This window comes from Collimonas sp. GW821-FHT02H07 (assembly GCF_059421505.1).
This window is the reverse complement of the sequence record NZ_JBWKVC010000001.1, coordinates 237527-259733: the sequence shown is the minus strand read 5'-3', so window position 1 is coordinate 259733 and position 22207 is coordinate 237527. Positions and strand designations below refer to the sequence as shown.

The window sequence follows — 22207 nt, the reverse complement described above, 5'->3', positions numbered from 1 at the left end:
AGCGGCCACGGCATGTTGCCACGAGCGAATTGGCAAAGCAACATCGGCTCAAGCGATGTGCGGAAACGGAACAAATCGTCCGTAAGGAAATCTCCCCGCTGCCGACTAAGTACCAGCGCTGCCTTACTTATCACAACCAAGAGGATGACCATCATGGACAAGTTGCCAACAAAGACAAAACCAGCGAGCGCCCGCTTGCCCTGGACCGGCGGCGTGCTGGCTGCCTGCGCGCTCGGCGCGGCATTGCTGTTTAGCCAGAATCTCGCCTTTTCGTCAGAATCCGCAAAGATGGTTCCCGCCCCTGTCAGCGACGAAGCGGTCGTCGCGACTGAACACGCGGAGACCGCGGTGTTTGCCGGCGGCTGCTTCTGGGGTGTGCAGGGCGTATTCCAGCACGTGCGCGGCGTCAGCAATGTAGTCTCAGGCTACGCCGGCGGCAGCCGCGACACCGCCCAGTACAACCGGGTCAGCGAAGGCGATACCGGCCATGCGGAATCGGTGCAGATCACCTATGACCCGACCCAGGTCACCTACGGCAAGCTGCTGCAGATATTTTTCTCGGTGGCGCACGATCCCACCGAGCTGAACCGCCAGGGACCGGATACCGGCACCCAATACCGCTCCGCGGTGTTCCCGGCCAACGACATGCAGCGCAAGGTTGCACAGGCTTATGTGGCGCAGATAGACCGCGCCAAAGTGTTCAGCAACGCGCTCGCCACCAAGGTGGAAGCGCTGCGCGGCTTCTATCCTGCCGAGTCTTACCACCAGAACTTCCTGACGCGCAATCCGAGCTATCCCTACATTGTCGTCAACGATTTACCCAAGATCGACGATCTCAAGCGCCTGTTCCCCGACATGTACCGGGCCCAGCCGGTGCTGGCCAAGGCCGACAGCCGCTGACGCCCGGCGGCGCCTGCGGACGGTTCCCGGCTTTTAACGCACTCTCTGTCATCCGCGCTGTCCGATGACAGAGAGCGACAGTTACCGGCGTGCACACTCTATGTGATAAATTCAGGGCTGAGATTTTTCCTCCCCTCTTATCACTATAAGCTCCCGGATTAAAGCAATGACCAAACCAAAGCCGTTCTCAATGATTCGCGAGTTCCATCTCGCCGACTGGTTCACCCTCAGCAACGCATTTTGCGGCGTCGGCTCCCTGTTTTCCGTCATGACCTATCTGCAGACGCGCGAAGTGCTGCATCTGCTCATCGCCTGCGCCCTGATTCCGGCGGCGCTGGTGTTCGACATTCTCGATGGCCGCATCGCCCGCTGGCGCGCACAAAGCTCTGCCATGGGGCGCGAGCTGGATTCGCTGGCCGACGTGATTTCATTTGGCGTGGCGCCGGCGATCATCGCCTACGGCTGCGGCATGCAGGGACTGGTGGACCGCATCATCCTGGTATTTTTCGTCGCCTGCGGGGTATCGCGCCTGGCGCGCTATAACGTCACCTCGGAAAAGCTGTCCGACGGCGGCGGCAAGGTGAAATATTTCGAAGGCACGCCGATCCCCACTTCCATGCTGCTGGTGCTGGTGCTGGCCGCTGCCGCCTGGAATGACGCTCTCGGCGCACAGCTGTGGCTGGGCGTGGTGTATGTCGGCGGCTTCCAGTTTCATCCCATGGCGCTGATGTTTGCGGTGTCGGGCGCCTTGATGGTGAGCCGCATCCGCATCCCCAAACTGTAGGGCGCCAGCCGGGCAACGGATAAAAATTGCGAAAAAAACCCGCCTAAAAATCTCCCGAGCCGCCACTAGCGGCCACAATAGGTCTACACTCAAAGCTCAAGCAGTGCAGATCGGGAGAGGCATCATGACCGAGATTGATCCGAAGAGCAGTTTTCGCGGGCTGCCGTTGACGCCAGAGCAAGATGCGGAAATCCGCCATTACATCAACGTCAAGAAGCGCCACGGCGAGCCGTGGGATACGCCGGAACTGAGCGCCATGCTGAGGGACATGCTGGAACCGCCCGGCGAAGACGAGGAAGAATCAGCCCTCAACCTGGATTCGGCAAAGAACGCAGCCGAACGCGCCGCCACCTTTGTCGATGACGCGATGGAGCCGATTGAAGCCAGCGAAGAGCGCAACGCCGCCATGGAATTCGAGGCAATGAAAGCGCAGGGCTTCTGAAGCGCTGGCGCGCGGCCCACCCTGCCGCAAGCCAGCCTTCGCGTTGATATCAAACTGACATGCGTCATATTTGTCACGGGAACTAATCCTTGCTGAATCCGCCATACATAGCATGCCCCTATCAAACCATGCTTACGACTTTAGCGTCGATGCGCTGTTTCTAGACTTCGACAATACCCTGGTCGATCTTGCTCCCCGCCCGGAGAGCGTATTGGTGCCCCCAAGCCTGATAACAAGCTTGCAACGGCTGCAACGGGCGGCCCACGGCGCCCTCGCCATCGTCAGCGGCCGTCCGCTGGAACAGATCGATCACTTCCTTGCCCCCTTGCGTTTACCCGCGGCCGGTGTCCACGGCATCGAGCGGCGCAGCGCCGATGGCCGCATGACGCAGCTGCCGGCGCCTTCGATCGAACGCTTGCTGGCGCACCTCAATCCGCTGGTGGCGCAGCACGGCGGCTTGCTGCTGGAAGTCAAGCGCGGCGCCCTGGCGTTGCACTACCGCCGCGCGCCGGAACTTGAACAGGCCTGCGTGCAGGCGATGACGGCAGCGCTGCGGCACGAAACCGGATTTGCTCTGCTGCGCGGCAAAATGGTGGTGGAAGCCAAGGCCGCGGACGCCGACAAAGGCAGCGCGATTGCGGCCTTCATGCAGGAGCCGCCGTTCATCGGCCGGCGCCCGGTTTTCATAGGCGACGACAGCACCGATGAGGCCGGCTTCGCCTGGGTGCAGTCAGGCGGCGGCCTCGGCATCAAGGTCGGCCCCGGCGACAGCCTGGCGCACGCCCGCATCGCCAGCGCCGCTGCGGTGCGCGCCATGCTGGCCCGGGTTCTGCAATAACCAACGTCAAGGAAGAAACCATGACCACGCTCCCCACGGAAACGTCGGCCGCTGCCTCGGTTGTCGCCGATGCCGCAATTCCCTCCGCCTCATCGCTCGATCTTGGCGTGATCGGCAATTGTTCCTTCAACGCCCTGATCGACAAACTGGGACGCATTGTCTGGTGCTGCCTGCCTCGCTTCGATGGCGATCCGGTGTTCAACGCCCTGCTCGACCCCACCGACAACGGCAGCCTGTGGAGTTTCCAGCTAGAGAATTTTTCGCACAGCGAGCAGTGGTATGAAACCAATACCGCGGTACTGCATACACGCTTGTACGACACCTTGGGCCAGGGTGTGGAGATCACCGATTTCGCGCCGCGCTTTCCCAGCCGCGGGCGCTTCTTCCGGCCGCTGACGATCGTCCGCCGCATCCAGCCGCTGAGCGGCGCGCCACGCCTGCGCATCATGCTGCGTCCGCGTTTCGACTGGGGCCGCGAGGCGCCGGCGATCAGCCGCGGCAGCAACCACATCCGCTATATCGGCGCAGCGCAAACCTTGCGCCTGAATACCGACGCTCCGCTCAGCTATCTGCTGGCCGAGACTTCGTTCGTCGTCAGCCGCCCCTTGAATTTCATCCTGGGGCCGGACGAGACCATGAGCGAAGGCATCGGCGATACCGCGCGTCATCTGGAGCAGGAAACGCTTGCCTATTGGCGCGGCTGGAGCCGGGCCCTGGCGACGCCGCTGGAATGGCAGGCGGCGGTGATCCGCGCCGCCATCACGCTCAAGCTGTCGCTGTATGAAGATACCGGCGCGATCATCGCCGCCATGACCACCAGCGTGCCGGAAGCGCCCGGCAGCGCGCGCAACTGGGACTATCGCTATTGCTGGCTGCGCGACGCCTTTTTCGTGGTGCGCGCGCTCAACAGCCTGTCGGAACTGGGTACCATGGAAGACTATCTGCGCTGGCTCGGCAATGTCGTGGTGCGCAGCGCCGGCGGCCACGTGCAGCCTTTGTACGGCATCGGCCTGGAAGAAGCCTTGCCGGAACTGACGCTCGACCACTTGCCCGGCTACCGCCATCATGCGCCGGTCCGGGTCGGCAACCAGGCTTACGAGCATTTCCAGCACGATGTCTACGGCAATATCATCCTCGGCGCGGCGCAATCGTTTCACGACGAGCGCCTGCTGCATCGTTCCGGCGTCGAGCAGTTCCGTCATCTGGAAGCGGTGGGCGAGCGCGCGTTCGCGCTGTATGACCAGCCGGACGCCGGCATGTGGGAGCTGCGCACCCGTTCGCGCATCCATACTTCGTCGGCGCTGATGAGCTGGGCCGCCTGCGACCGCCTGGCCAAGATCGCCGGCAAGCTGGAACTGAGCGAACGCGCCGGCTACTGGCATGAACGCGCAGCAGTCATCGGACAGCGCATCCTGAGCGAATCATGGAATGAAGAACGGCAAGCCTATGCCGAAAGTTTCGGCGGCCGCGATCTCGACGCCAGCGTCTTGCTGATGGTGGAAGTCGGCCTGGTGGCGCCGACCGACGAGCGTTTTATCGCTACCGTCGACACGCTCGAAAAATACCTGTGCGACGGTCCCTACATGCGGCGCTACGAAGCGCCCGACGATTTCGGCCGGCCGGAAACCGCTTTCAATATCTGCACCTTCTGGCGCATCGACGCGCTGGCGCGCATCGGCCGCAAACAACAGGCGCGCGAGATTTTCGAAGCCATGCTGGCGGCCCGCAACCATGTCGGCCTGCTGTCGGAAGACACTCATCCGGTCACCGGAGAGATGTGGGGCAACTTCCCGCAGACCTATTCCATGGTCGGCATCATCAACTGTGCGATGCGCTTGTCGGCCGCCTGGGAGAGCGCCATCTGAATCCTGACCGCAGTCCCCCTCCATCCCATGCACTTAAAACCAAGAAAGGACGCGCCCATGTCACGCCTGGTAGTGGTATCCAACCGACTTGCCGATCCGCGCAAACCGGCGGCGGGAGGTCTGGCGGTGGCGCTCGGCGAAACCCTGAAAAACACCGGCGGCCTGTGGTTCGGCTGGAGCGGCGAGGTCATCAAGGACGGCACTCCCGGCGAAGGCGAGCTGCGCCTGCATCAGGCCGGGCCGGTGACGCTGGCCGAAATCGATTTGTGCCAGGAAGACCACGACGCCTATTACCGTGGCTATGCCAACGGCGTGCTGTGGCCGGTATTCCATTACCGGCTCGACCTGGCCAACCTGGAGTCCGGCTACCTGAGCGGCTATCGGCGCGTCAACCATCTGTTCGCGCGCAAGCTGATGCCGCTGCTCAAGCCGGACGACATGATCTGGATCCACGATTACCACCTGATTCCGCTGGCTGCCGAATTGCGCGCCATGGGCTGCGACAACCGCATCGGCTTCTTCCTCCACATCCCGCTGCCGCCGCAGCAGATACTGGCGGCGATTCCCTCGCACGAATGGCTGATGCGCGCCCTCTTCGCTTACGACCTGGTGGGCTTCCAGAGCGAAGCCGACCTGCTCAATTTCTCGCACTACGTGAAAGCCGAAGCCACCGCCGAAACCATAGGCGCCGGCCAATTCCGCGCCTTCAACAGCACCGTGCAGGCCGGCGCCTTCCCGATCGGCATAGACGTAGACGAATTCCAGCGGCTGGGACGCGCGCGCGAAGCAATCGACACCTACGAGAGCACGCGCACTGAATATTCACGGCGGCGCTTGCTGGTCGGCGTCGACCGCCTGGATTATTCGAAAGGCTTGCCGCAGCGCATACGCGCCTTCAACGAACTGCTGCGCGAATACCCGGAGAACCAGCACAGCGCCACCCTGCTGCAGGTAGCTTCTCCCAGCCGCGAAGACGTCGACGCCTATGCCGACATCCAGCACGAACTGGAAAGCCTGTGCGGCGCCATCAACGGCAACTACGGCGATTTCGACTGGATGCCGATCCGCTACATCCATCGCACGGTGGCGCGCAAACGGCTGCCCGGCCTGTACCGGGCTTGCGACGTCGCCCTGGTGACGCCGCTGCGCGACGGCATGAACCTGGTCGCCAAGGAATTTATCGCGGCGCAAGATGAAGCCGATCCGGGCGTGCTGGTGCTGTCCCGTTTCGCCGGCGCCGCCGAACAGCTGAAGCAAGCGCTGCTGGTCAATCCCTATGACATCCCAGGCACTGCGCAAGCGATCCAGCGCGCCCTGCAAATGCCGCTGTCCGAGCGCCAGGCGCGCCACGCGGCGCTGCTGGCGAATGTTCGCCAATACGATGTGCATTGGTGGTGCAGGCAGTTTCTGCAGACGCTAGCGGCGGTCCGCTGACAGTGAACAAGATGACAAAATAGAGGATTGGCACGAAAACAACACTGCCCATGCATATTCACTATTGACGAACCGTCTTAAGTTGGTTAGCGTACAGAAGCGACCTCTTGGCACCATTAGTCTGAGTGCGTGGCCACACTTCAAAGTTTGATCGTGTGTAAATTAGTTAGTGAAAAGCCAAGCGCTTTAGCACTAATACGATGTGTAATTAATTGAGAGATTATCATGGCAACAGGTACTGTTAAGTGGTTCAATGATTCCAAGGGTTTCGGCTTCATTACCCCGGACGATGGCGGCGAAGATTTGTTTGCGCACTTTTCCGCAATTACTATGGATGGCTTCAAGACACTCAAAGAAGGTCAAAAAGTGCAATTTGACGTCACCCAGGGTCCTAAGGGCAAGCAAGCATCCAATATCAAAGCTCCTTGACGTGAAATAGCGAACGGAGAAAACTGGAAATTCTTCGTCCGTCAGGCAGGAAAACCAGCTTATTCAAAGACTCGCCAGGACCTTGAGTCTGTCGCGATTGCCTGTCCCGTCCGGAGGGCATTGCCGCAAGCGATCTAAGAATCAAAAAATGGGAGCCGCACTGTGCTCCCATTTTCTTTTCAGCAGACCGCGGCAAGGCCGCCGCTCTTGAAATTCTCCTTGCCTGAATCCCGGCTCCCTTCATCAGGCAAGTTCCGGCTCCCGAACAATCTCCCCTTGCTTTCAATGATAGACTTTGAAACCGACGCAGCCGCATCGGGCGCGCAAGCTGAATAGTGGAGACAAGTTCATGACACTGGGATTTTTGCTGACCACCTTGATCATCGTCGCCTCGCCCGGCACCGGCGTCATCTATACGCTTTCCGCCGGCCTTTCGCGCGGCGCCAAAGCCAGCGTGCTGGCGGCCTTCAGCTGTACTCTCGGGATCCTGCCGCATCTTGCCGCCGCCATGCTGGGGCTGGCAGCGGTACTGCATTCCAGCGCCATGGCCTTCAATGCCATCAAATATGCCGGCATCGCCTACCTGCTGTTCATGGCCTGGAACTCGCTTCGCGAAAAAGGCGCATTGCGCGTGGAAGGCGCCGTCGACCAGCGCTCCGACTTGCGCGTGATCATCGACGGCATCCTCATCAACATCCTCAACCCCAAGCTGTCCATCTTCTTTGTCGCCTTCCTGCCGCAATTCGTCAGTCCGCAAGAAAGCCATCCGCTGTTCCGCATGCTGGAGCTGTCCGGCACCTTCATGCTGGCCACTTTCGTGATTTTTTCCCTCTACGGCATCTTTGCCGCCGTCATGCGCGACCACGTGATAACACGGCCAAGCGTGATGACATGGATGCGCCGCAGCTTTGCAACCGCGTTCGGCGCGCTGGCGGTCAAGCTGGCGCTGACCGAGAGATGAAATAGGGGATAGTGGGCGATAGCAGTGGCTGATGGCGAACTCATGTTAGCGCAGTATCGGCCTGGCCTGCGCAAGAGTCCGAAAATCTCCGATTCCCGCATTTCAGCCACTGATTTCCTCAATTCAGCCCAAGGCCTGCCGCAAATGCTGCATTCTGGTAGAGAATCAGGCATCGGAGATTTGACAAGGACCGAGCATGCGTCGTCGCATCTGGCTACTCTATCTGGCTGCCTGGTTGCCCGTTTTTCTATTTTATTTTCTTGCGACCCAGGGCGAAGGCCTGTTCAACGGCAATATCAGGGTTGGACAAGGCCTGCTTTCGGCAGCATGCTGCCTTGGTCCGGCGATCCCTCTTCTGTTCCTGGTATGGCCGCTGACCGGGTACCTCAAGCGCAGCAATCGCAGTACGGCTGCGTCGGCGGCAATTCACATCGGATCGGCCCTGCTCCTCACGGTGCTGTGCATGTCTCTGGCAGCCATCTTTGTTTTTTACTATGGCAATCCGGAGGCTTCCAAATCAGATGTAGAGCAATGGCTCATATGGCAATCGTGGGGTTACCTCATGATGTATGCGGTCAGCGCGGGCATCTTCCACGCCATCCGCGCCATCGAAACCACCCGCTTGCAGTCTGTCGCGATTGCGCAGGCCGAAGCCTTGCTGGCAAAGTCCGAATTGACGGCGCTGCGCAATAAACTGAATCCTCATTTCCTGTTCAACACGCTGCACTCCATCATCGCCCTCACCCGCAAGGAATCAAGCGCAGCCGAGACTGCGCTGCTTAAATTTTCGGACATGCTGCGCTATATTCTCGATACCGAAAAAAGCGGAGACACCATGGTGACGCTGGATGAGGAACTCAAGTTTGTGCGCGACTATCTTGCCCTCGAAGCGCTGCGCCTGGGCAGCCGCCTGCATGTTGAATGGGATATCGACGATGCCGCCCGCTACCATCTGCTGCCGGCCCTGACCGTGCAGCCGCTGGTGGAAAACAGCATCAAGCATGCTTTCAATCCGCACAGCCGGCCGGGAAAGCTGGTTATCAGCGCCCACATCAATACCGCCAGCAAAGGCATCGACATCACGGTCAGCGACGACGGCCCCGGCTGCGACAAGCTCGCCATGAAGGAATCGGCCGGGCTAGGCGTAAAGACAGTCGCCCGGCGCCTGCAGCTGGAATACGGCCGGCGCGGCAATCTGGAGATCCGGACGGCGCCAGGCGCCGGCTGCGCCATACACCTGTCGATTCCGCTCGAAGCGGCCTGAGCGCCTGCCCCGAACGCCATCTCGCCAACCTCATAATCATAAAGAGCCATGAAAACGAAAACCGTCTTTATTGCAGAAGATGAACCGCTCGCCAGGGAAACCTTGCGCGACTGGATCCAGGCGCATCCGCAGTTGCGCCTGGTCGGCGAAGCCGCGGATGGCGCCAGCGCTCTGAAGCAGATCGACAAGCTGGCGCCCGATGCCGTGTTCATGGATATTCAAATGCCGGAAATGACCGGCCTGGAAGTGCTGCAGCGCCTGACCCACGCGCCGGACTTCATCTTTACTACCGCCTATGACCAGTATGCGGTCATCGCATTCGAGCTGAACGCGATCGACTATCTCCTCAAGCCGTTCTCGCGCGAGCGCTTCGATGCCGCTGTCGAACGATTGCTGGAGGTTGCCGTGCCATCCAAAGATCTGCTGCAACTGGCGCTGAAGCAGGCAGCCGAGCAGGAAACCGCCATGCTGAAGCGGATCCTGGTACGCGACCGCGGCCATATTTTCCCGCTGGCGACGGATGAGATCGAATATCTGAAATCGGAAGAGAAATACACCGTGATCGCAGCCAGGAAAAAAACCTTCCTGGTGCGCATCGGACTATCGGAACTGAGTACGCGGCTCGACCCGGGGAAATTCATCCGCATCCACCGCTCAACCTTGATCAACCTGGATTTTGTCGAATCGATGAAGGCGGATGACCAGTCTCAGCTGCAAATCCAGATGCGCGACGGCACCCAGCTGGTCGCCAACCGCGAAGCGTCGAAGATGTTGCGCAGCATGTCGATCTAACGGACTGCAACAGCCCGCTGGAGACCGCACTCCAAGAGTGCGCCCATGCCGGGCACGGCGAAAAAAAACCCGCCAGCCTCACGGCAGCGGGTTAAATCCAAAACTTAGGGAGAGTTGGAGGAGACTTTACCGATATTGCGTCGCCAAACGTATTTTCAAGCCCCTTTTAGCGAAATTATTTCAGAAACACGAAAGTCCCCCGGAAACCGCAAAGCACAGGCGCTTTTGCTAGCCTGCCTGCATGCCCTGCTGCCGCTCGCCGTCCCTACCTGCCAACTCTGACAGCTATTTACCCCGTTCCCGGCAATGTACTTTATCCGACCGGCGGCCGTTGATCTCCTCCGGCGATGTACGCCGCCGCAACTCACATGAGGACGATAAATAGATGAAAATTCCAAAGAATGCATTCTTGCTGGCAGGATTGATGGCGCTCAGCCTGCAGTCCTACGCCGCCAGTGTCCCGGCCGCCGCGCCGGAACCGGCGCTGGCGACCCAGGCGCCGATGCCGCGCGCCCGGCAAACCCTGCCGCCATCGCCGGAACAGTCGCGATTCAACCTGTCCCCCAGCAAAAAGCCAAGGACCGACCTGCTGCCGCCGCAGAGCCGGCCAGCCGCCGGCAATCGCAGCAAAAACACGGCCGCCGGGCCGGATTGCCGGGATATGGATGTACTGGCGGGCTATGACGGCAATGCCCTGGCCGACTATATTGTCAACCTGCCTGACTACGAATGCCATTACGGCTTGTTCTCGCTGACCGCCGCCCAGGCCGCCAAAGCATATTCGGCCGGCAACTTCAGCGCCGTCGCCAACCGCTTTGTTCAGGAGGCCCGCACCTACAACGCCAGCAACCGGGCCTTGGTCAATCTGCTGATCTACCTGCGCGCCGGCTACTATCTTGCCAGCGGCAACGTCATTTCCGCTCCTTCCTCGTCACTGCTTGCCGTCCTGCGTCCGCCAATCCGGCAGCTGGTCGACGGCGATCTCCTGTTCAGGGAAAACGCCCTGGCGCCGACCAGCGCCAGCGAAACGCTGAAGCTGATCACCAATATGGGGGACGAACCATACTATCTGGCGAGCATGAAGAATCTGGTGCTGCGTTACACCAACACCGTCAGCAACCCGAATGCCGCACAAGCGCTGCGCCAGCCGACCGCGGCCGGCGGCTTTACCGGCGCGCTGACCGTGATTTTCTATGCCCACGACAAAGCCGAAGGCAAGCTGATACTGCAGAACGATGCGACGTATGCCGCCGCGCTGAACAATTTTGTCGTCAGCAACAAGAGCGCCCTGCTGCCCACCGAAACCGCCTACCAGCTCACCGATGCCGCCAACGAAGCCTTCCGCTTCTTCCAGTATCCGGCCCAGAAAGCCGCCATCAAGGCAATGATCCAGGCACTCCTGGCCGACACCAGCATGACCGGCGCCGGCAGCGATCTTTGGCTGGCTGCGGCGATCTCAGTCAAATATAACGACAACGCCAATTGCGCCGAATACGGCACCTGCAATTTCGAAGCCAGGCTGGCCGACGCCGTCTTGCAAAACAAATACATCTGCAGTCCATCCATCAGCATCCGCGCCCAGGAGATGAACCCGGCGCAGATGCAAGCTTCCTGTGCACTGCTGAAGACGGAAGAATCGTATTTCCACGAGATGCTGCAAACCGGCGGCAAGCCGGTCGCCAATGACCACAATACATCGCTGGAAGTCGTGGTGTTCGACGACTATAGCAACTACAGTAAATATGCGGCGGCGATCTACGGCATCAGCACCAACAACGGCGGCATGTATCTGGAAGGCAGTCCTGACGTCGCCGGCAACCAGGCCCGCTTCATTGCCCACGAGGCGTCCTGGATGCGTCCCGTATTCAAGATATGGAATCTGGAACATGAATATATCCACTACCTTGACGGCCGTTTCGACATGTATGGCGATTTCAGCGCCAGCACCGCCAAGCCGACCGTCTGGTGGATTGAAGGCCTGGCGGAATATCTGTCCAAGAAGAATGACGACCAGGAGGCGATCGACAGCAGCCGCAGCGGCACCTACCGCCTGAGCCAGATTTTCGGCAACACCTACGCCATGAACGACTACCAGCTGCGCGCATATCGCTGGGGATACATGGCGACGCGCTTCATGTTCGAGCGCCATCGCAATGATGTCGATGTCATTACCGGAAAATTCCGCGTCGGCGACTACGACGGTTACCAGAACACCATGGCGTATATCGGCGCCCGCTACGATAGCGAGTTTGCCAGCTGGGTCATGAGCGCCGGCACCGGCGGCGAACCGCCGTTGCCGGACAACCCGCAACTGCCGAGCTGCGCCTCATCCAGCTACCTGGGGAAAAATTGCGCAATCAGCGGCTTATCCGCCACGGAACGCGCTTACGCCTATATCCAGCTGCCCGATGGCGCAAAAAACCTGAAATTGAGGACCAGCGGCGGCAGCGGCGACGTCGATCTGTATGTTGCACTGGATCGCTATCCCACTCCGGCGTCCTACGATGCCGTGAGCAACGGCGCCGGCAACCGCGAAAGCATCGCGATAGCCGCGCCGGCAGGCAAGCGCTGGTATTACATATTGCTCAACGCCAGGCAGGCTTTTAGCGGTGTGACATTGTCCGCCACCTACGATTGAACAAAGCCAGGCGCGCCGCAACCGAACACGTGGTCCGGCCCGGTCAAAGGCACCGTTCCATGTAGCGGACGGCGCGGCCAATAGCGGCCGCCGCGGCATGCAGTCCATCTGAAACGACCGGCAATGCTTTCCACCCCTGCCGGTCGTCCCTCTTGCTGCTGTATTTCAAATTGCGGCGTGAACGCTGCATAAACGACGCTCATGAGAAAGCCCAATCAGGGAAGCAGCTCGTCGATGTAGGAAATCGCACGCTGCCGGGCGCAATCCAATGCTTCGGTTTCGCTATCGAAGTATTGCTCGGTGCTGAATATCTCGGCCCGGGAAGCCTCGCCGAGATGAACCATGACGAACTCAGCACAAAGCCTCTCAAGGCCATGCAGGGATATTTTCCGCACGCGAGGAGAGACCAAATAATCCTTATATCGAAATTCAAGCTCGTGAATGATGCCGCTCCTTTCAGGTTCGAAAAAATAATAGCATGCCATGCCGTACATGCAGTACTGGTTGTTCTACCGGGCAGCTATCGCTGGCCGCGCTGCTCCGCCCCGACCTGTAAATTCCGGCAGTTCCGCGCCGCTCCTATTCAATCTATATTGGGAAAAGCAATAAGCAACCCCAGGCGGAGTCCCGGCCCTCGGCGGCATTGGCATTTCCGGGATCGGACCGGCGGCTTTCATGGCCGATCCGCCTCTCTGGCACTTTGCAATTCGATATCAAAACTGCTTGAAAATTGAAAGCGGCACATGAAAAAAATACGCGTAAGCATTTTATTTGTCAGTGCAATATTTGCCTGTGTCATGACGGCACACCTCGCCATTCCGCTTGCCCAGGAAAAAAAAGAGGTGCTTTTCGAATGCAATACACGGGCGATAGATCGCCTCATCACGGAACAGACCCGGACAGGCGTGGAATATTCCGAGCAGGACTGGCAAGCCATTCTTGCTGTCAACGCGGAGGCCTGCGTGGAAAGAAGCACGTTTGGGTACCCGATTCTTCCCCGCTACATCTATCTGCCGTTTTCAGTGATCAATTGACTCTACTTCCGTCGACCGCAAGTGCCTGCAATCGCGCAAGACGTTCAGCCCCCCCGGAGCGCCATCTTGCCATGGCATCGAGGCTGGCCTTGGCGGCTTGCGCAGAATCTAACCCGTGCCGGCCTCAAGCGACGCCTTGTCGCGTTCAGATACAGGAGAAGCAGGATGAATCCGCTGCAAGAGAATATCGTTCAGACAGGAAAACCAAGCTGGACCGCGCGCTGGGTCGCGGCAATGCGGGCCGCTCACCAATTGCTGGACAAGCCCGTCATATTCAACGATCCGATGGCCTTGTCCATACTTGGTCCCGCAGGAGAAGCCAGCATCCGCCACGACCCGGCCCAGTTCAACGACCCCATATCCCGCGACTTGAGGGCCGCTCTGGCAGCGCGGAGCCTGCTGGCGGAGGATGAATTGCGCCTGGCGGTAGCCGCCAGCGTGAAACAATACGTCGTCCTGGGCGCTGGGCTGGATACCTTTGCGTTCCGCAACGGCTACCGCGACCAGGGACTGCATGTTTACGAAGTAGATCACCCCTCGACCCAGGCCTGGAAGATCGGCATATTGAAAGAAGCCGGTATCGGCATACCCGATTCGATGACCTTTGTCGCCATCGATTTTGAAAAAAACACCTTGACCGACAGATTGCAGGAGTCCGGCTTCCGCACGGACCGGCCGGCCTATTTTTCCTGGCTCGGCGTCACCGTCTACCTATCCGAGGAAGCAATATTCGATACGCTGAAATTCGTCGCATCGCTGCCCAGGGAAAGCGGCATCACATTCGATTACAGGGTGCTGCCCTCCATGCTCAGCCCCATTGATTATGCTTTAGGCGAATACATAAGCAACCTCGTCGAGGAGCAAGGGGAGCCGTGGAAAACATCGTTCAATCCGATGTCCCTGCAAAAGAAACTGCAGAGCATGGGGCTGCACGTAACCAAGGATCTTGGTCCCGCGGAGCTGAATAAGCGATATCTGGGAGAACGCGAAGACGGCATGCAAACCCGCCTTGGCTTCCGCTTGATATGCGCGAAAAAATAAAATCCGGCGCGGGAAGAATCCGAGGCAGACACAGCGCCGGCGCAGCAAGGTGACGAGAACGATGCCCAGACCCGGACGATAGGGACATTTTCAACAAAATTCTGATGGATAGCGAACGCTTTCCGGTCAGATTCTCTGTGGGCGGATTTTTTCCGGCGCCGAGTGCCGGTTAAGATGATCAAGAACCAGCCGAGCCAGGCCGTGGCGGAAGCATTGCCGCTATCGCACAGCCAGGCAGCTGCGCATCTGCCGGGCTGGAGCGGCCAGGTGGCGAGCGCCTAGAGCGAAAGAAAAGGCGTCCGGTAAGCCGGTCTGCCGATCTGCCGATCAGCATGAAGCGGCGGATCAGCCAGCTGTCGTTTTACGTGGCCAGCTGTCCAGCCGCGGCATCTCCGCGGTCCCTCGCAGCCATGCATAATCAGCAAGCGCAAGCATCTCTCGGTCGCCCCGGCTGTCGCCATACGCATATAAGGTCTGCGGCGGACGGTTATCGAACCATCGCTGCAAGCGCTGCACCTTCTGCGGTCCCCAGCAATTCGGCGAGGCCAGGGATCCGGAGAAGCGCTCATCGCGAAACGCAAGCTCGGTCGCCAGCACAGCGTCGAAACCGGCGCTTGCCGCCCAATGCCTGAGATATAAGGACGGCGACGCACTGACCAGCACAAGCCTGTGACCAAGACGCTTATGCTCCTGGACTCGGGCCGCCATTTCGGGGCGGACCATGGCTGGCAGCCGGTCAGCGGCGAAATCGCGCGCCAGCTGCTCCAGCCTGGCTTGCCCCATGCCGCCCACGGTCGCAGCGAGAAAGCGCGCCTTGGCGGAACCGCGATCGCATACGCCGATCAGCAAGCCAAGGAGCCAGGGTGAAGCCCATACAACACCGGCAGCAAAGCGGCCACGGCCGACTGCGTACAGCACGAAGTCGCGCAGGCTGTCCCTGGTGGTGATAGTGCCGTCGAAATCGAAGGCGGCAACGGCATGATCAGTTTCCATTGCTTGCCCGAAGAAATTGCAAGTCAAATAAACCCGGAGGCGCCGCTTGCAGCCGGATACAGCCCGTGCAAAAAAATGTTTTATGTTCTTCCGTCGATATCGGCATCGTAGGGTTCTATCGTTCCAGTGATGATCATTCTCCAATGCTACCATCTACATCAGCCGATTAACGCAACCATCAAATTATCGTCGCCGTGCAAACCCTTTTTTCCTTCTTGCTGCTCAAACACCTCCGCTTCGCGGCTGCGCTGTGGCCGCTCCCTCCTTCGGCGTCATCATCGCAGTGACCCGCCCGATCAGCCGCTAGTCTCGCTGCATTGTCAAAGGGCGCGGCAACATGTGTGAATCGGAATCATGCGCCCGCCCGTGGCAACACTTATTTCACTTCACGCCGGTAACAACATAGTCCGCATCCTGCTTGATGAAATCGATGGTCACTTTCTTATCGGCAGCAAGCTTGTCGAAAAACATCTTGTCCTTCACAGTGAAGGTCATCGTCATGGCCGGCCAGTTGAGGCTTTTGACAGGTCCATGCGCCAGCGTCACTATGCCCTTCGCTGCGTCGACGGCCTTTACCACGCCGGTAGCCTGGTGGGTTGCCGCTTTCGCGGCGGAGCCGGAATTCATGTTCGCCATCGGCATGGCGTCCATGCCTTTCATCTCCATGGCCTTGGCGGCGCCTGGCTGCGCAAAAGCCGCTGCGGATGCGGACAACGCCAGGATCAGGAACAGGGTTGCGATAGGTTTCATGCTTGTTTCCTTTTTAAAATTGAGAGAGATGATTTGAATTTGAAACAGATTGCCCCATCCGTTTCAGAGACATGCAGCGGATGGGTATCGCGCCCGGCTTCTCGCGTGTTTCCTGCGACTTCCTTACTTTTCAACGGCCGTTATAAATTTGTGCGAAGCATCCATCCGATCTGTTCCGGCTTTCATCGCGACTATGCCGGCGGCGCGCATCCGGCGCCGCCGCAGCAGCAGATAAACCGCCGGGACCACAAACATCGACAGCAGCGGCGCCGTGATCATGCCGCCTACCATGGGCGCCGCAATGCGTTGCATGACTTCCGATCCAGTGCCGGTCCCCAGCATGATCGGCACCAGCCCGGCGATAATGACCGCCACCGTCATCGCCTTGGGCCGCACCCGCAGCACGGCTCCCTCGCGTATCGCATCGAGCAGATCGGCTTCGCTGTCCTTGCCGGCAACAAGCCGTTCCTCCCATGCGTGTTTCAAATACAGCAGCATGATCACGCCGAATTCAGCCGATACGCCGGCCAGGGCAATGAAGCCGACGCCGCCGGCGACCGACAGGTGGTAATCGAGCAGCCACAGCAGCCAGATGCCGCCGGCCAGCGCAAATGGCAGCGTTCCCATGATCAGGAGCGCTTCGTCAAAGCGCTTGAAGGTCAGGTAGAGCAGGACGAAGATGATGAGCAAGGTGGCAGGCACCACGATTTTGAGTTTGGCGCTGGCGCGTTCCAGATATTCGAACTGCCCTGACCAGGCGATCGAGTACCCGGCCGGCAATTTGACTTCCTTCGCCACGGCTTGCTGCATATCGCGCACGGTGGAACTGAGGTCGCGATCGCGGATATCGACGTAGACCCAGCCCGACAAGCGCGCATTCTCGCTTTTCAGCATCGGCGGACCGTCGTCGATGCGGATCGCCGCCACATCGCCCAGCCGGATTTGCGCGCCGCGTTCCGTCAATATCGGCAGCTGCCGCAGTTTTTCGACCGAATCGCGCAGCTCGCGCGGGTAGCGCACATTGATCGGAAAGCGCTGCAGTCCTTCGATCGTTTCACCGATGTTGTCGCCGCCGATGGCTGCCGCCACCACGCTCTGCACATCGGCGATATTCAAGCCATAGCGGGCGGCGCCGTCGCGGTCGATATCGACGTCGACATAGCGTCCGCCATTCAGGCGCTCGGCCAGCGCCGACGATACTCCCGGCACATGTTTGACGGCACGTTCGATCTCGCCGGTGATGCGGTCGATTTCCTGCAGGCTGACGCCGGCGACCTTGACTCCGACCGGGCTCTTGATGCCGGTGGCCAGCATGTCGATACGATTGCGTATCGGCGGCACCCAGATATTCGACAAGCCGGGCACCTTGACGATGCGGTCCAGTTCCTGGATCAGCTTTTCCGGCGTCATGCCAGGGCGCCACTGTTCATGCGGCTTGAACTGGATCATGGTTTCAAACATTTCCAGAGGCGCCGGGTCGGTGGCGCTCTCGGCGCGGCCGGCCTTGCCGAACACGCTCTGCACTTCCGGCACGGTTTTGATCAGGCGGTCGGTCTGCTGCAGCAATTGCTGCACTTTGCCGGCCGAGAGGCCTGGCAGCGCCGACGGCATGTACAGCACATCGCCCTCGTCCAGCGGCGGCATGAACTCGCCGCCCAGCCGCGTCATCGGCCATATCGTTGCGGCCGCTACCAGGGCCGCGCCCAGCAAGGTCAGCTTGGGGAAACGCAACACCATGTCGAGCAACGGACGGTAGAGTGCAATCAGGAAGCGATTGAGCGGATTCTTTTGCTCATCCGGAATCCGGCCGCGAATCAGATAGCCCATCAAGACCGGAATCAGCGTGACCGCCAGACCGGCCGCGGCAGCCATGGCATAGGTCTTGGTAAAGGCCAGCGGAGAAAACAGCCGCCCTTCCTGCGCCTCCAGCGTAAACACCGGGATGAACGAGAGCACGATGATCAGCAGCGAGAAAAACAACGCCGGCCCCACTTCAGCCGCGGCGTCGCCGACAACGCGCCAATGTTCATCGCCTTTCAGTTTTTCTCCAGGATGCGCGTGGTTCCAGGCTTCAATATGCTTGTGGGCGTTCTCGATCATCACCACGGCGGCGTCGACCATGGCGCCGACAGCGATCGCAATCCCGCCAAGCGACATGATATTGGCGTTGACTCCCTGGTAGTACATGACGATAAAGGCGATCAGGATGCCGATCGGCAGCGTGACGATGGCCACCAGCGCAGAGCGCATATGAAACAGGAAGATGGCGCACACCACGGCGACAACAATGAATTCCTCGATCAGTTTTTCTTGCAGATTGCTGACTGCGCGCTTGATCAGGCTGGAGCGGTCATAAGTCGTGACGATCTCGACGCCGGGCGGCAGGCTGGCTTTCAATATTTCCAGCTTGGCCTTTACCGCGGCGATGGTTTCCAGCGCATTTTTACCGGAGCGCATGATGACCACCCCGCCGGCAACCTCGCCCTCGCCATTCAGCTCGGCAATCCCGCGCCGCATTTCGGGGCCGACCTGGATGCGAGCGACGTCGCCCAGCCGCACCGAAACGCCGGCGTCAGTCGTCATCAAGGGAATCTTGCGGAAGTCGTCCAGCGATTTCAGATAGCCTGAGGCCCGCACCATGTATTCGGCTTCTCCCAGTTCCAGCACGGAACCGCCGGTTTCCTGGTTGGCATTCTGCACCGCGGCGATGATCTTTGCTTGCGGGATGTTGTAGGCGCGCATCTGGTCCGGATCGAGCACGATCTGGTACTGCCGCACCATGCCGCCTATGCTGGCCACTTCCGATACGTTCGGCAGCGCCTTCAACTCGTACTTCAGAAACCAGTCCTGCAAGGCGCGCAACTGCGACAGATCCATCTTGCCGCCATGATCGACCAGCGCGTATTCGTAGACCCAGCCGACGCCGGTGGCATCCGGCCCAAGCGCGGTTTTGGCTTGCGGCGGCAAGCGCGACTGCACCTGGTTGAGATATTCCAGCACCCGTGAACGCGCCCAGTAGGGATCGGTGCCGTCTTCAAACAGGACGTAGACGAAAGAATCGCCGAAAAAGGAATACCCGCGCACCGTCTTTGCTCCCGGCACCGACAACATGGTGGTAGTGAGCGGATAGGTGACCTGGTTTTCGACGATCTGCGGCGCCTGGCCCGGATAACTGGTGCGGATAATCACCTGCACATCCGACAAATCGGGGATGGCGTCCAGCGGCGTGCGCGACAGCGACCACATGCCCCAGGCGGTCACCATCACCGCCGCCAGCAGCACCAGGAAGCGGTTGGCGATGGACCAGCGGATCAGCCTGGCGATCATGGCGCCGCTCCCGCCGACCCGGCCGGCGTTTTCATGGCAGCCGCTGCCGGCGCAGCCGCGTCTGCCATCCGGGTTTCGGTTCCGCTCAGGCTGGCTTCGGAATCGATCAGGAACTGACCGGAGACAACGACATTTTGTCCGGCCTCCAGTCCTTGACGGATTTCGGTCTGGCCGTTGCTCTCGCCGCCGATTTCAACCTCGGCCGGCGCAAACTTTCCATCTCCTTGCGCCACCATGACGACACTGCGCGTTCCGGTCCGTATCACCGCTTCGGTAGGCACCAGCAAGACGTCTTTACCTGCGCTGGAAGAAAAACTTATCGTCGCAAACATTCCCGGCGCCAGCCGGCCGGACGGGTTGGCCAACTCAATGCGCGCCTTGAGCGTGCGCGTCGCAGGATTCACATCCGGCAGGATCGCGCTGACCTTGCCTTTGAACACCGTCCCCGGCAGTGCCGGCGTGCGCGCTTCGACCGCATTGCCTGGCCGCACCTGGGCCGCCAGTCCCTCCGGCACATCGGCATTGACCCAGATCGTGGCCAGGCCGTTGATTTTGAACATCGGCGCCCCCGCCATCACCGTCATGCCCTCGCGCACGGCCAGCTCGGACACCACGCCGCTGATCGGCGCAAACAGCGTCAGGCGCGCCTGTACCTTGCCGCTAGCTTCCACCAGGCGGATCTGCTCGTCGCTCATGCCGGCCAGGCGCATGCGCTGACGCGCGCCGCCAAGCAGGCTGTCCACGCCGTTTCCCTGCATGCGCCTGACTGACAGGTATTCTTCCTGGGCGGCCACCCATTCAGGCACATATATTTCAGCCAGCGCCTGCCCTTTGCGTACCGGATCGAGCGGCGCGCGCACATAAAGCCGTTCCAGGAAACCATTGCTGCGCGCCTGCACCAGCGCGACATCGCGTTCGTTATAAGCGACGCTGCCCACGGCCGTCACTGCCGACGTCAGCTTGCCCCGAATCACCGCGGCAGTACGGATGCCCAGATTCTGCTGCACGCGCGGGCTGATGCTGACCTTGCCATCGTGAACCGCATCGCCGGCATAGACAGGCACCAGCTGCATATCCATGAATGGCGATTTGCCTGGCTTGTCGAATTTTTGCCCCGGCACCATCGGATCATGCCAATACAGCGCTTTCTTGCCCGCCTCGGCGGCTTTCGGCTCGCCGGCCGGCGCCGCAGATGCGTCATCCGGCATGGCTGCCGCCATCTTCTTGCCATGATGCATGCCAGCCGAATACAGACCGTAGCCGCCGGCCCCGAGGAGCGCCGCAATCGCCGCAGCGATGAATATCTTCTTGTTCTTCATTGGGTATCCTGGTTCAGTGCCGCGTGCGTCATCGCAGCATCGGTCGGAAAGAGAAAGGTCAGTTGCGCCCACAAACGGTCGGTTTCCGCCGCCAGCTGCAATGCCTGGATGCGGATATCGATCACGTTGCGGCGCGCCGCCAGCACATCGGCCAGGCTTGCCTTGCCGCCACGGTAGGCGGCGATCGCCGCCAGCGTGCGCTGATTGGCCAGCGGGATCAGCTCGCTCTCATAACGTGCCTGGCGTTCGCGGTCGTTTTGCCATTCCTCGAGCATGCTCTTGGTTTCCGCCACATGGCTGCGCAGCATGTCTTCACGCTCGGCCTTGGCTTGTTCCACTCCTGCCAGCTTGGCAGACAGCTCGCGGTCCTGGCGATTCTTCCGGTCCCATTGCAGCGGGATCGACAGGCCGACAGACACCATGTTGGAATACGCCGCACTGCGCTGCTGGAACCCCACCTCCACGGTCCAGTCGGCCTTTTCATTGGCTTTCGCCAGCTTTGCATCCGTCTCGGCGACTTCCACCTGCTTGCTCAAGACCGCGATTTCCGGATGATGTGCAATCGCGCTGTCGAGGGTCGCCGGATCCAGGCGGACGGTGTCGGTAGCAGGTTTTTCCGCCAACGCGAGATCCGAGGCATTGCCAATCCAGCGCGCCAGCATCGTATTGGCGTTGCGTATGCGGCGCCGGATTTCACTGGCGCGATCTTCAAACATCGCCAGCGCGCCCTGGGCGGCGAAGACATCGGCCTGGCTGCCGCGGCCGGCGCGGTAGGCGCCTTCGGCCGATTGGATTTCCAGCCTGGCTTGCTCCCCCTGTTCCGCGACAACCGCGGCCATCGCATCCGCGTAGTAGCGGTCGAGCCAGGCCAGCGCGGTATCGCGCTCAATGGCTGCCGCCGCCATGGTCTTCTCGGCAAGGGTCTTTTGCGCTTCAAGCTGGAAGCGGTCAGAGCGCAGGCGGCGTTTGTCGGAACCAGTGATCTCCTGCATCACGCCGATCCTGCGCATGGTCATGAAATCGCTGTTGAGACTGCCGCGGTCGCGGCCGGTGACCGGCAGGTTGTCAATGCCAGCTTTCAATACCGGATCGGGCAGCCGGCCGGCGGCAACCGCCATGTCGCGCGCAGCGGCGACGGAGAAATCCTGCGCCGTCAGTTGGCGCGAGCGATCGATGGCGCGGCGCTGCGCCTCCGCCAGCGTTAATGGCGCCTCGACTGCGTAGACGTTGGCAACGAACGCAAGCGTCCCTGTCAGCGCGGCGAGGCTGATTCTTGCGGATAGCCGAAGAACCGTATGGCGCACCGTGCGGTGCGCGGAAAATGCAGAAAATGCGAGGGACGGCATGAAACCTCCAGACAGCGATAGACAACATCGGGCGTGCACGCGGCACGGCA

General features: G+C 60.3%; 19 protein-coding genes. 13 read left to right on the top strand and 6 right to left on the bottom strand.

What is annotated here, in order from left to right:
• Nucleotides 1-144: 144 nt before the first annotated feature.
• From msrA to AC07V8_RS00990, 11 genes are all read left to right on the top strand, one after another.
• The gene (msrA, locus tag AC07V8_RS01040; protein WP_494677051.1) at nt 145-900 is read left to right on the top strand and encodes a peptide-methionine (S)-S-oxide reductase MsrA; all 756 of its coding nucleotides are present in this window, start codon (nt 145-147) and stop codon (nt 898-900) included.
• Between the two features lie 166 nt (nt 901-1066).
• Entirely contained in the window at nt 1067-1684 is a 618-nt protein-coding gene (pssA, locus tag AC07V8_RS01035) for a CDP-diacylglycerol--serine O-phosphatidyltransferase (protein WP_494677052.1), read from the top strand.
• 124 nt (nt 1685-1808) lie between these two features.
• Nucleotides 1809-2126, top strand: a complete 318-nt coding sequence (locus AC07V8_RS01030) for a hypothetical protein (protein WP_494677053.1) — start codon at nt 1809-1811, stop codon at nt 2124-2126.
• A 112-nt stretch (nt 2127-2238) separates the two neighbouring features.
• Entirely contained in the window at nt 2239-2964 is a 726-nt protein-coding gene (otsB, locus tag AC07V8_RS01025) for a trehalose-phosphatase (protein WP_494677054.1), read from the top strand.
• Between the two features lie 20 nt (nt 2965-2984).
• On the top strand, nt 2985-4829 hold the full coding sequence (locus AC07V8_RS01020) for a glycoside hydrolase family 15 protein (RefSeq protein WP_494677055.1): 1845 nt from the start codon (nt 2985-2987) through the stop codon (nt 4827-4829).
• A 57-nt stretch (nt 4830-4886) separates the two neighbouring features.
• On the top strand, nt 4887-6263 hold the full coding sequence (otsA, locus tag AC07V8_RS01015) for an alpha,alpha-trehalose-phosphate synthase (UDP-forming) (RefSeq protein ID WP_494677056.1): 1377 nt from the start codon (nt 4887-4889) through the stop codon (nt 6261-6263).
• Between the two features lie 225 nt (nt 6264-6488).
• Entirely contained in the window at nt 6489-6692 is a 204-nt protein-coding gene (gene cspE, locus AC07V8_RS01010) for a transcription antiterminator/RNA stability regulator CspE (RefSeq protein WP_098492995.1), read from the top strand.
• A 349-nt stretch (nt 6693-7041) separates the two neighbouring features.
• Nucleotides 7042-7653, top strand: coding sequence for a LysE family translocator (locus AC07V8_RS01005; RefSeq protein WP_098497257.1), 612 nt, complete (start codon nt 7042-7044; stop codon nt 7651-7653).
• A 196-nt stretch (nt 7654-7849) separates the two neighbouring features.
• On the top strand, nt 7850-8917 hold the full coding sequence (locus AC07V8_RS01000) for a sensor histidine kinase (protein WP_494677057.1): 1068 nt from the start codon (nt 7850-7852) through the stop codon (nt 8915-8917).
• 48 nt (nt 8918-8965) lie between these two features.
• Nucleotides 8966-9709: a LytR/AlgR family response regulator transcription factor gene (locus AC07V8_RS00995; RefSeq protein ID WP_494677058.1), complete on the top strand. Its 744-nt coding sequence runs from the start codon at nt 8966-8968 to the stop codon at nt 9707-9709.
• A 385-nt stretch (nt 9710-10094) separates the two neighbouring features.
• Nucleotides 10095-12347, top strand: a complete 2253-nt coding sequence (locus AC07V8_RS00990; RefSeq protein WP_494677059.1) for a M9 family metallopeptidase — start codon at nt 10095-10097, stop codon at nt 12345-12347.
• Between the two features lie 215 nt (nt 12348-12562).
• Here AC07V8_RS00990 and AC07V8_RS00985 read toward each other — a convergent pair whose 3' ends face one another.
• The gene (locus AC07V8_RS00985) at nt 12563-12841 is read right to left on the bottom strand and encodes a hypothetical protein (RefSeq protein ID WP_494677060.1); all 279 of its coding nucleotides are present in this window, start codon (nt 12839-12841) and stop codon (nt 12563-12565) included.
• Nucleotides 12842-13090: 249 nt separating this feature from the next.
• Between AC07V8_RS00985 and AC07V8_RS00980 the strand changes: the two genes are divergently transcribed.
• Nucleotides 13091-13381, top strand: a complete 291-nt coding sequence (locus tag AC07V8_RS00980; protein ID WP_494677061.1) for a hypothetical protein — start codon at nt 13091-13093, stop codon at nt 13379-13381.
• Nucleotides 13382-13546: 165 nt separating this feature from the next.
• Complete coding sequence (locus AC07V8_RS00975) at nt 13547-14422, top strand: class I SAM-dependent methyltransferase (protein WP_494677062.1); 876 nt, start codon at nt 13547-13549, stop codon at nt 14420-14422.
• A 345-nt stretch (nt 14423-14767) separates the two neighbouring features.
• On the opposite strand, the gene AC07V8_RS00970 is transcribed toward AC07V8_RS00975, so the two are convergent.
• From AC07V8_RS00970 to AC07V8_RS00950, 5 genes are all read right to left on the bottom strand, one after another.
• On the bottom strand, nt 14768-15415 hold the full coding sequence (locus tag AC07V8_RS00970; RefSeq protein ID WP_494677063.1) for an HAD-IB family hydrolase: 648 nt from the start codon (nt 15413-15415) through the stop codon (nt 14768-14770).
• A 381-nt stretch (nt 15416-15796) separates the two neighbouring features.
• Nucleotides 15797-16165 (bottom strand): copper-binding protein, encoded by a 369-nt coding sequence (locus tag AC07V8_RS00965; RefSeq protein ID WP_494677064.1) that lies wholly within the window; start codon nt 16163-16165, stop codon nt 15797-15799.
• Nucleotides 16166-16288: 123 nt separating this feature from the next.
• Nucleotides 16289-19492: an efflux RND transporter permease subunit gene (locus AC07V8_RS00960; protein ID WP_494677065.1), complete on the bottom strand. Its 3204-nt coding sequence runs from the start codon at nt 19490-19492 to the stop codon at nt 16289-16291.
• A complete protein-coding gene (locus tag AC07V8_RS00955; RefSeq protein ID WP_494677066.1) occupies nt 19489-20811 on the bottom strand; it encodes an efflux RND transporter periplasmic adaptor subunit in 1323 nt (440 codons plus the stop codon). The genes AC07V8_RS00960 and AC07V8_RS00955 overlap by 4 nt, the downstream gene beginning before the upstream one ends.
• Nucleotides 20808-22157 (bottom strand): TolC family protein, encoded by a 1350-nt coding sequence (locus tag AC07V8_RS00950; protein ID WP_494677067.1) that lies wholly within the window; start codon nt 22155-22157, stop codon nt 20808-20810. The genes AC07V8_RS00955 and AC07V8_RS00950 overlap by 4 nt, the downstream gene beginning before the upstream one ends.
• Nucleotides 22158-22207 lie beyond the last annotated feature (50 nt).

Bases quoted from the DNA above. Each gene is read 5' to 3' on its own strand.
- AC07V8_RS00970 (WP_494677063.1), bottom strand. From the start codon at position 15,415: ATGGAAACTGATCATGCCGTTGCCGCCTTCGATTTCGACGGCACTATC.
- AC07V8_RS00995 (WP_494677058.1), top strand. From the start codon at position 8,966: ATGAAAACGAAAACCGTCTTTATTGCAGAAGATGAACCGCTCGCCAGG.
- AC07V8_RS00950 (WP_494677067.1), bottom strand. From the start codon at position 22,157: ATGCCGTCCCTCGCATTTTCTGCATTTTCCGCGCACCGCACGGTGCGC.
- AC07V8_RS00960 (WP_494677065.1), bottom strand. From the start codon at position 19,492: ATGATCGCCAGGCTGATCCGCTGGTCCATCGCCAACCGCTTCCTGGTG.
- pssA (WP_494677052.1), top strand. From the start codon at position 1,067: ATGACCAAACCAAAGCCGTTCTCAATGATTCGCGAGTTCCATCTCGCC.
- AC07V8_RS00985 (WP_494677060.1), bottom strand. From the start codon at position 12,841: ATGTACGGCATGGCATGCTATTATTTTTTCGAACCTGAAAGGAGCGGC.
- otsB (WP_494677054.1), top strand. From the start codon at position 2,239: ATGCCCCTATCAAACCATGCTTACGACTTTAGCGTCGATGCGCTGTTT.
- AC07V8_RS00975 (WP_494677062.1), top strand. From the start codon at position 13,547: ATGAATCCGCTGCAAGAGAATATCGTTCAGACAGGAAAACCAAGCTGG.
- otsA (WP_494677056.1), top strand. From the start codon at position 4,887: ATGTCACGCCTGGTAGTGGTATCCAACCGACTTGCCGATCCGCGCAAA.
- cspE (WP_098492995.1), top strand. From the start codon at position 6,489: ATGGCAACAGGTACTGTTAAGTGGTTCAATGATTCCAAGGGTTTCGGC.
- AC07V8_RS01030 (WP_494677053.1), top strand. From the start codon at position 1,809: ATGACCGAGATTGATCCGAAGAGCAGTTTTCGCGGGCTGCCGTTGACG.
- msrA (WP_494677051.1), top strand. From the start codon at position 145: ATGACCATCATGGACAAGTTGCCAACAAAGACAAAACCAGCGAGCGCC.
- AC07V8_RS00990 (WP_494677059.1), top strand. From the start codon at position 10,095: ATGAAAATTCCAAAGAATGCATTCTTGCTGGCAGGATTGATGGCGCTC.
- AC07V8_RS01000 (WP_494677057.1), top strand. From the start codon at position 7,850: ATGCGTCGTCGCATCTGGCTACTCTATCTGGCTGCCTGGTTGCCCGTT.
- AC07V8_RS01005 (WP_098497257.1), top strand. From the start codon at position 7,042: ATGACACTGGGATTTTTGCTGACCACCTTGATCATCGTCGCCTCGCCC.
- AC07V8_RS00955 (WP_494677066.1), bottom strand. From the start codon at position 20,811: ATGAAGAACAAGAAGATATTCATCGCTGCGGCGATTGCGGCGCTCCTC.
- AC07V8_RS01020 (WP_494677055.1), top strand. From the start codon at position 2,985: ATGACCACGCTCCCCACGGAAACGTCGGCCGCTGCCTCGGTTGTCGCC.
- AC07V8_RS00965 (WP_494677064.1), bottom strand. From the start codon at position 16,165: ATGAAACCTATCGCAACCCTGTTCCTGATCCTGGCGTTGTCCGCATCC.
- AC07V8_RS00980 (WP_494677061.1), top strand. From the start codon at position 13,091: ATGAAAAAAATACGCGTAAGCATTTTATTTGTCAGTGCAATATTTGCC.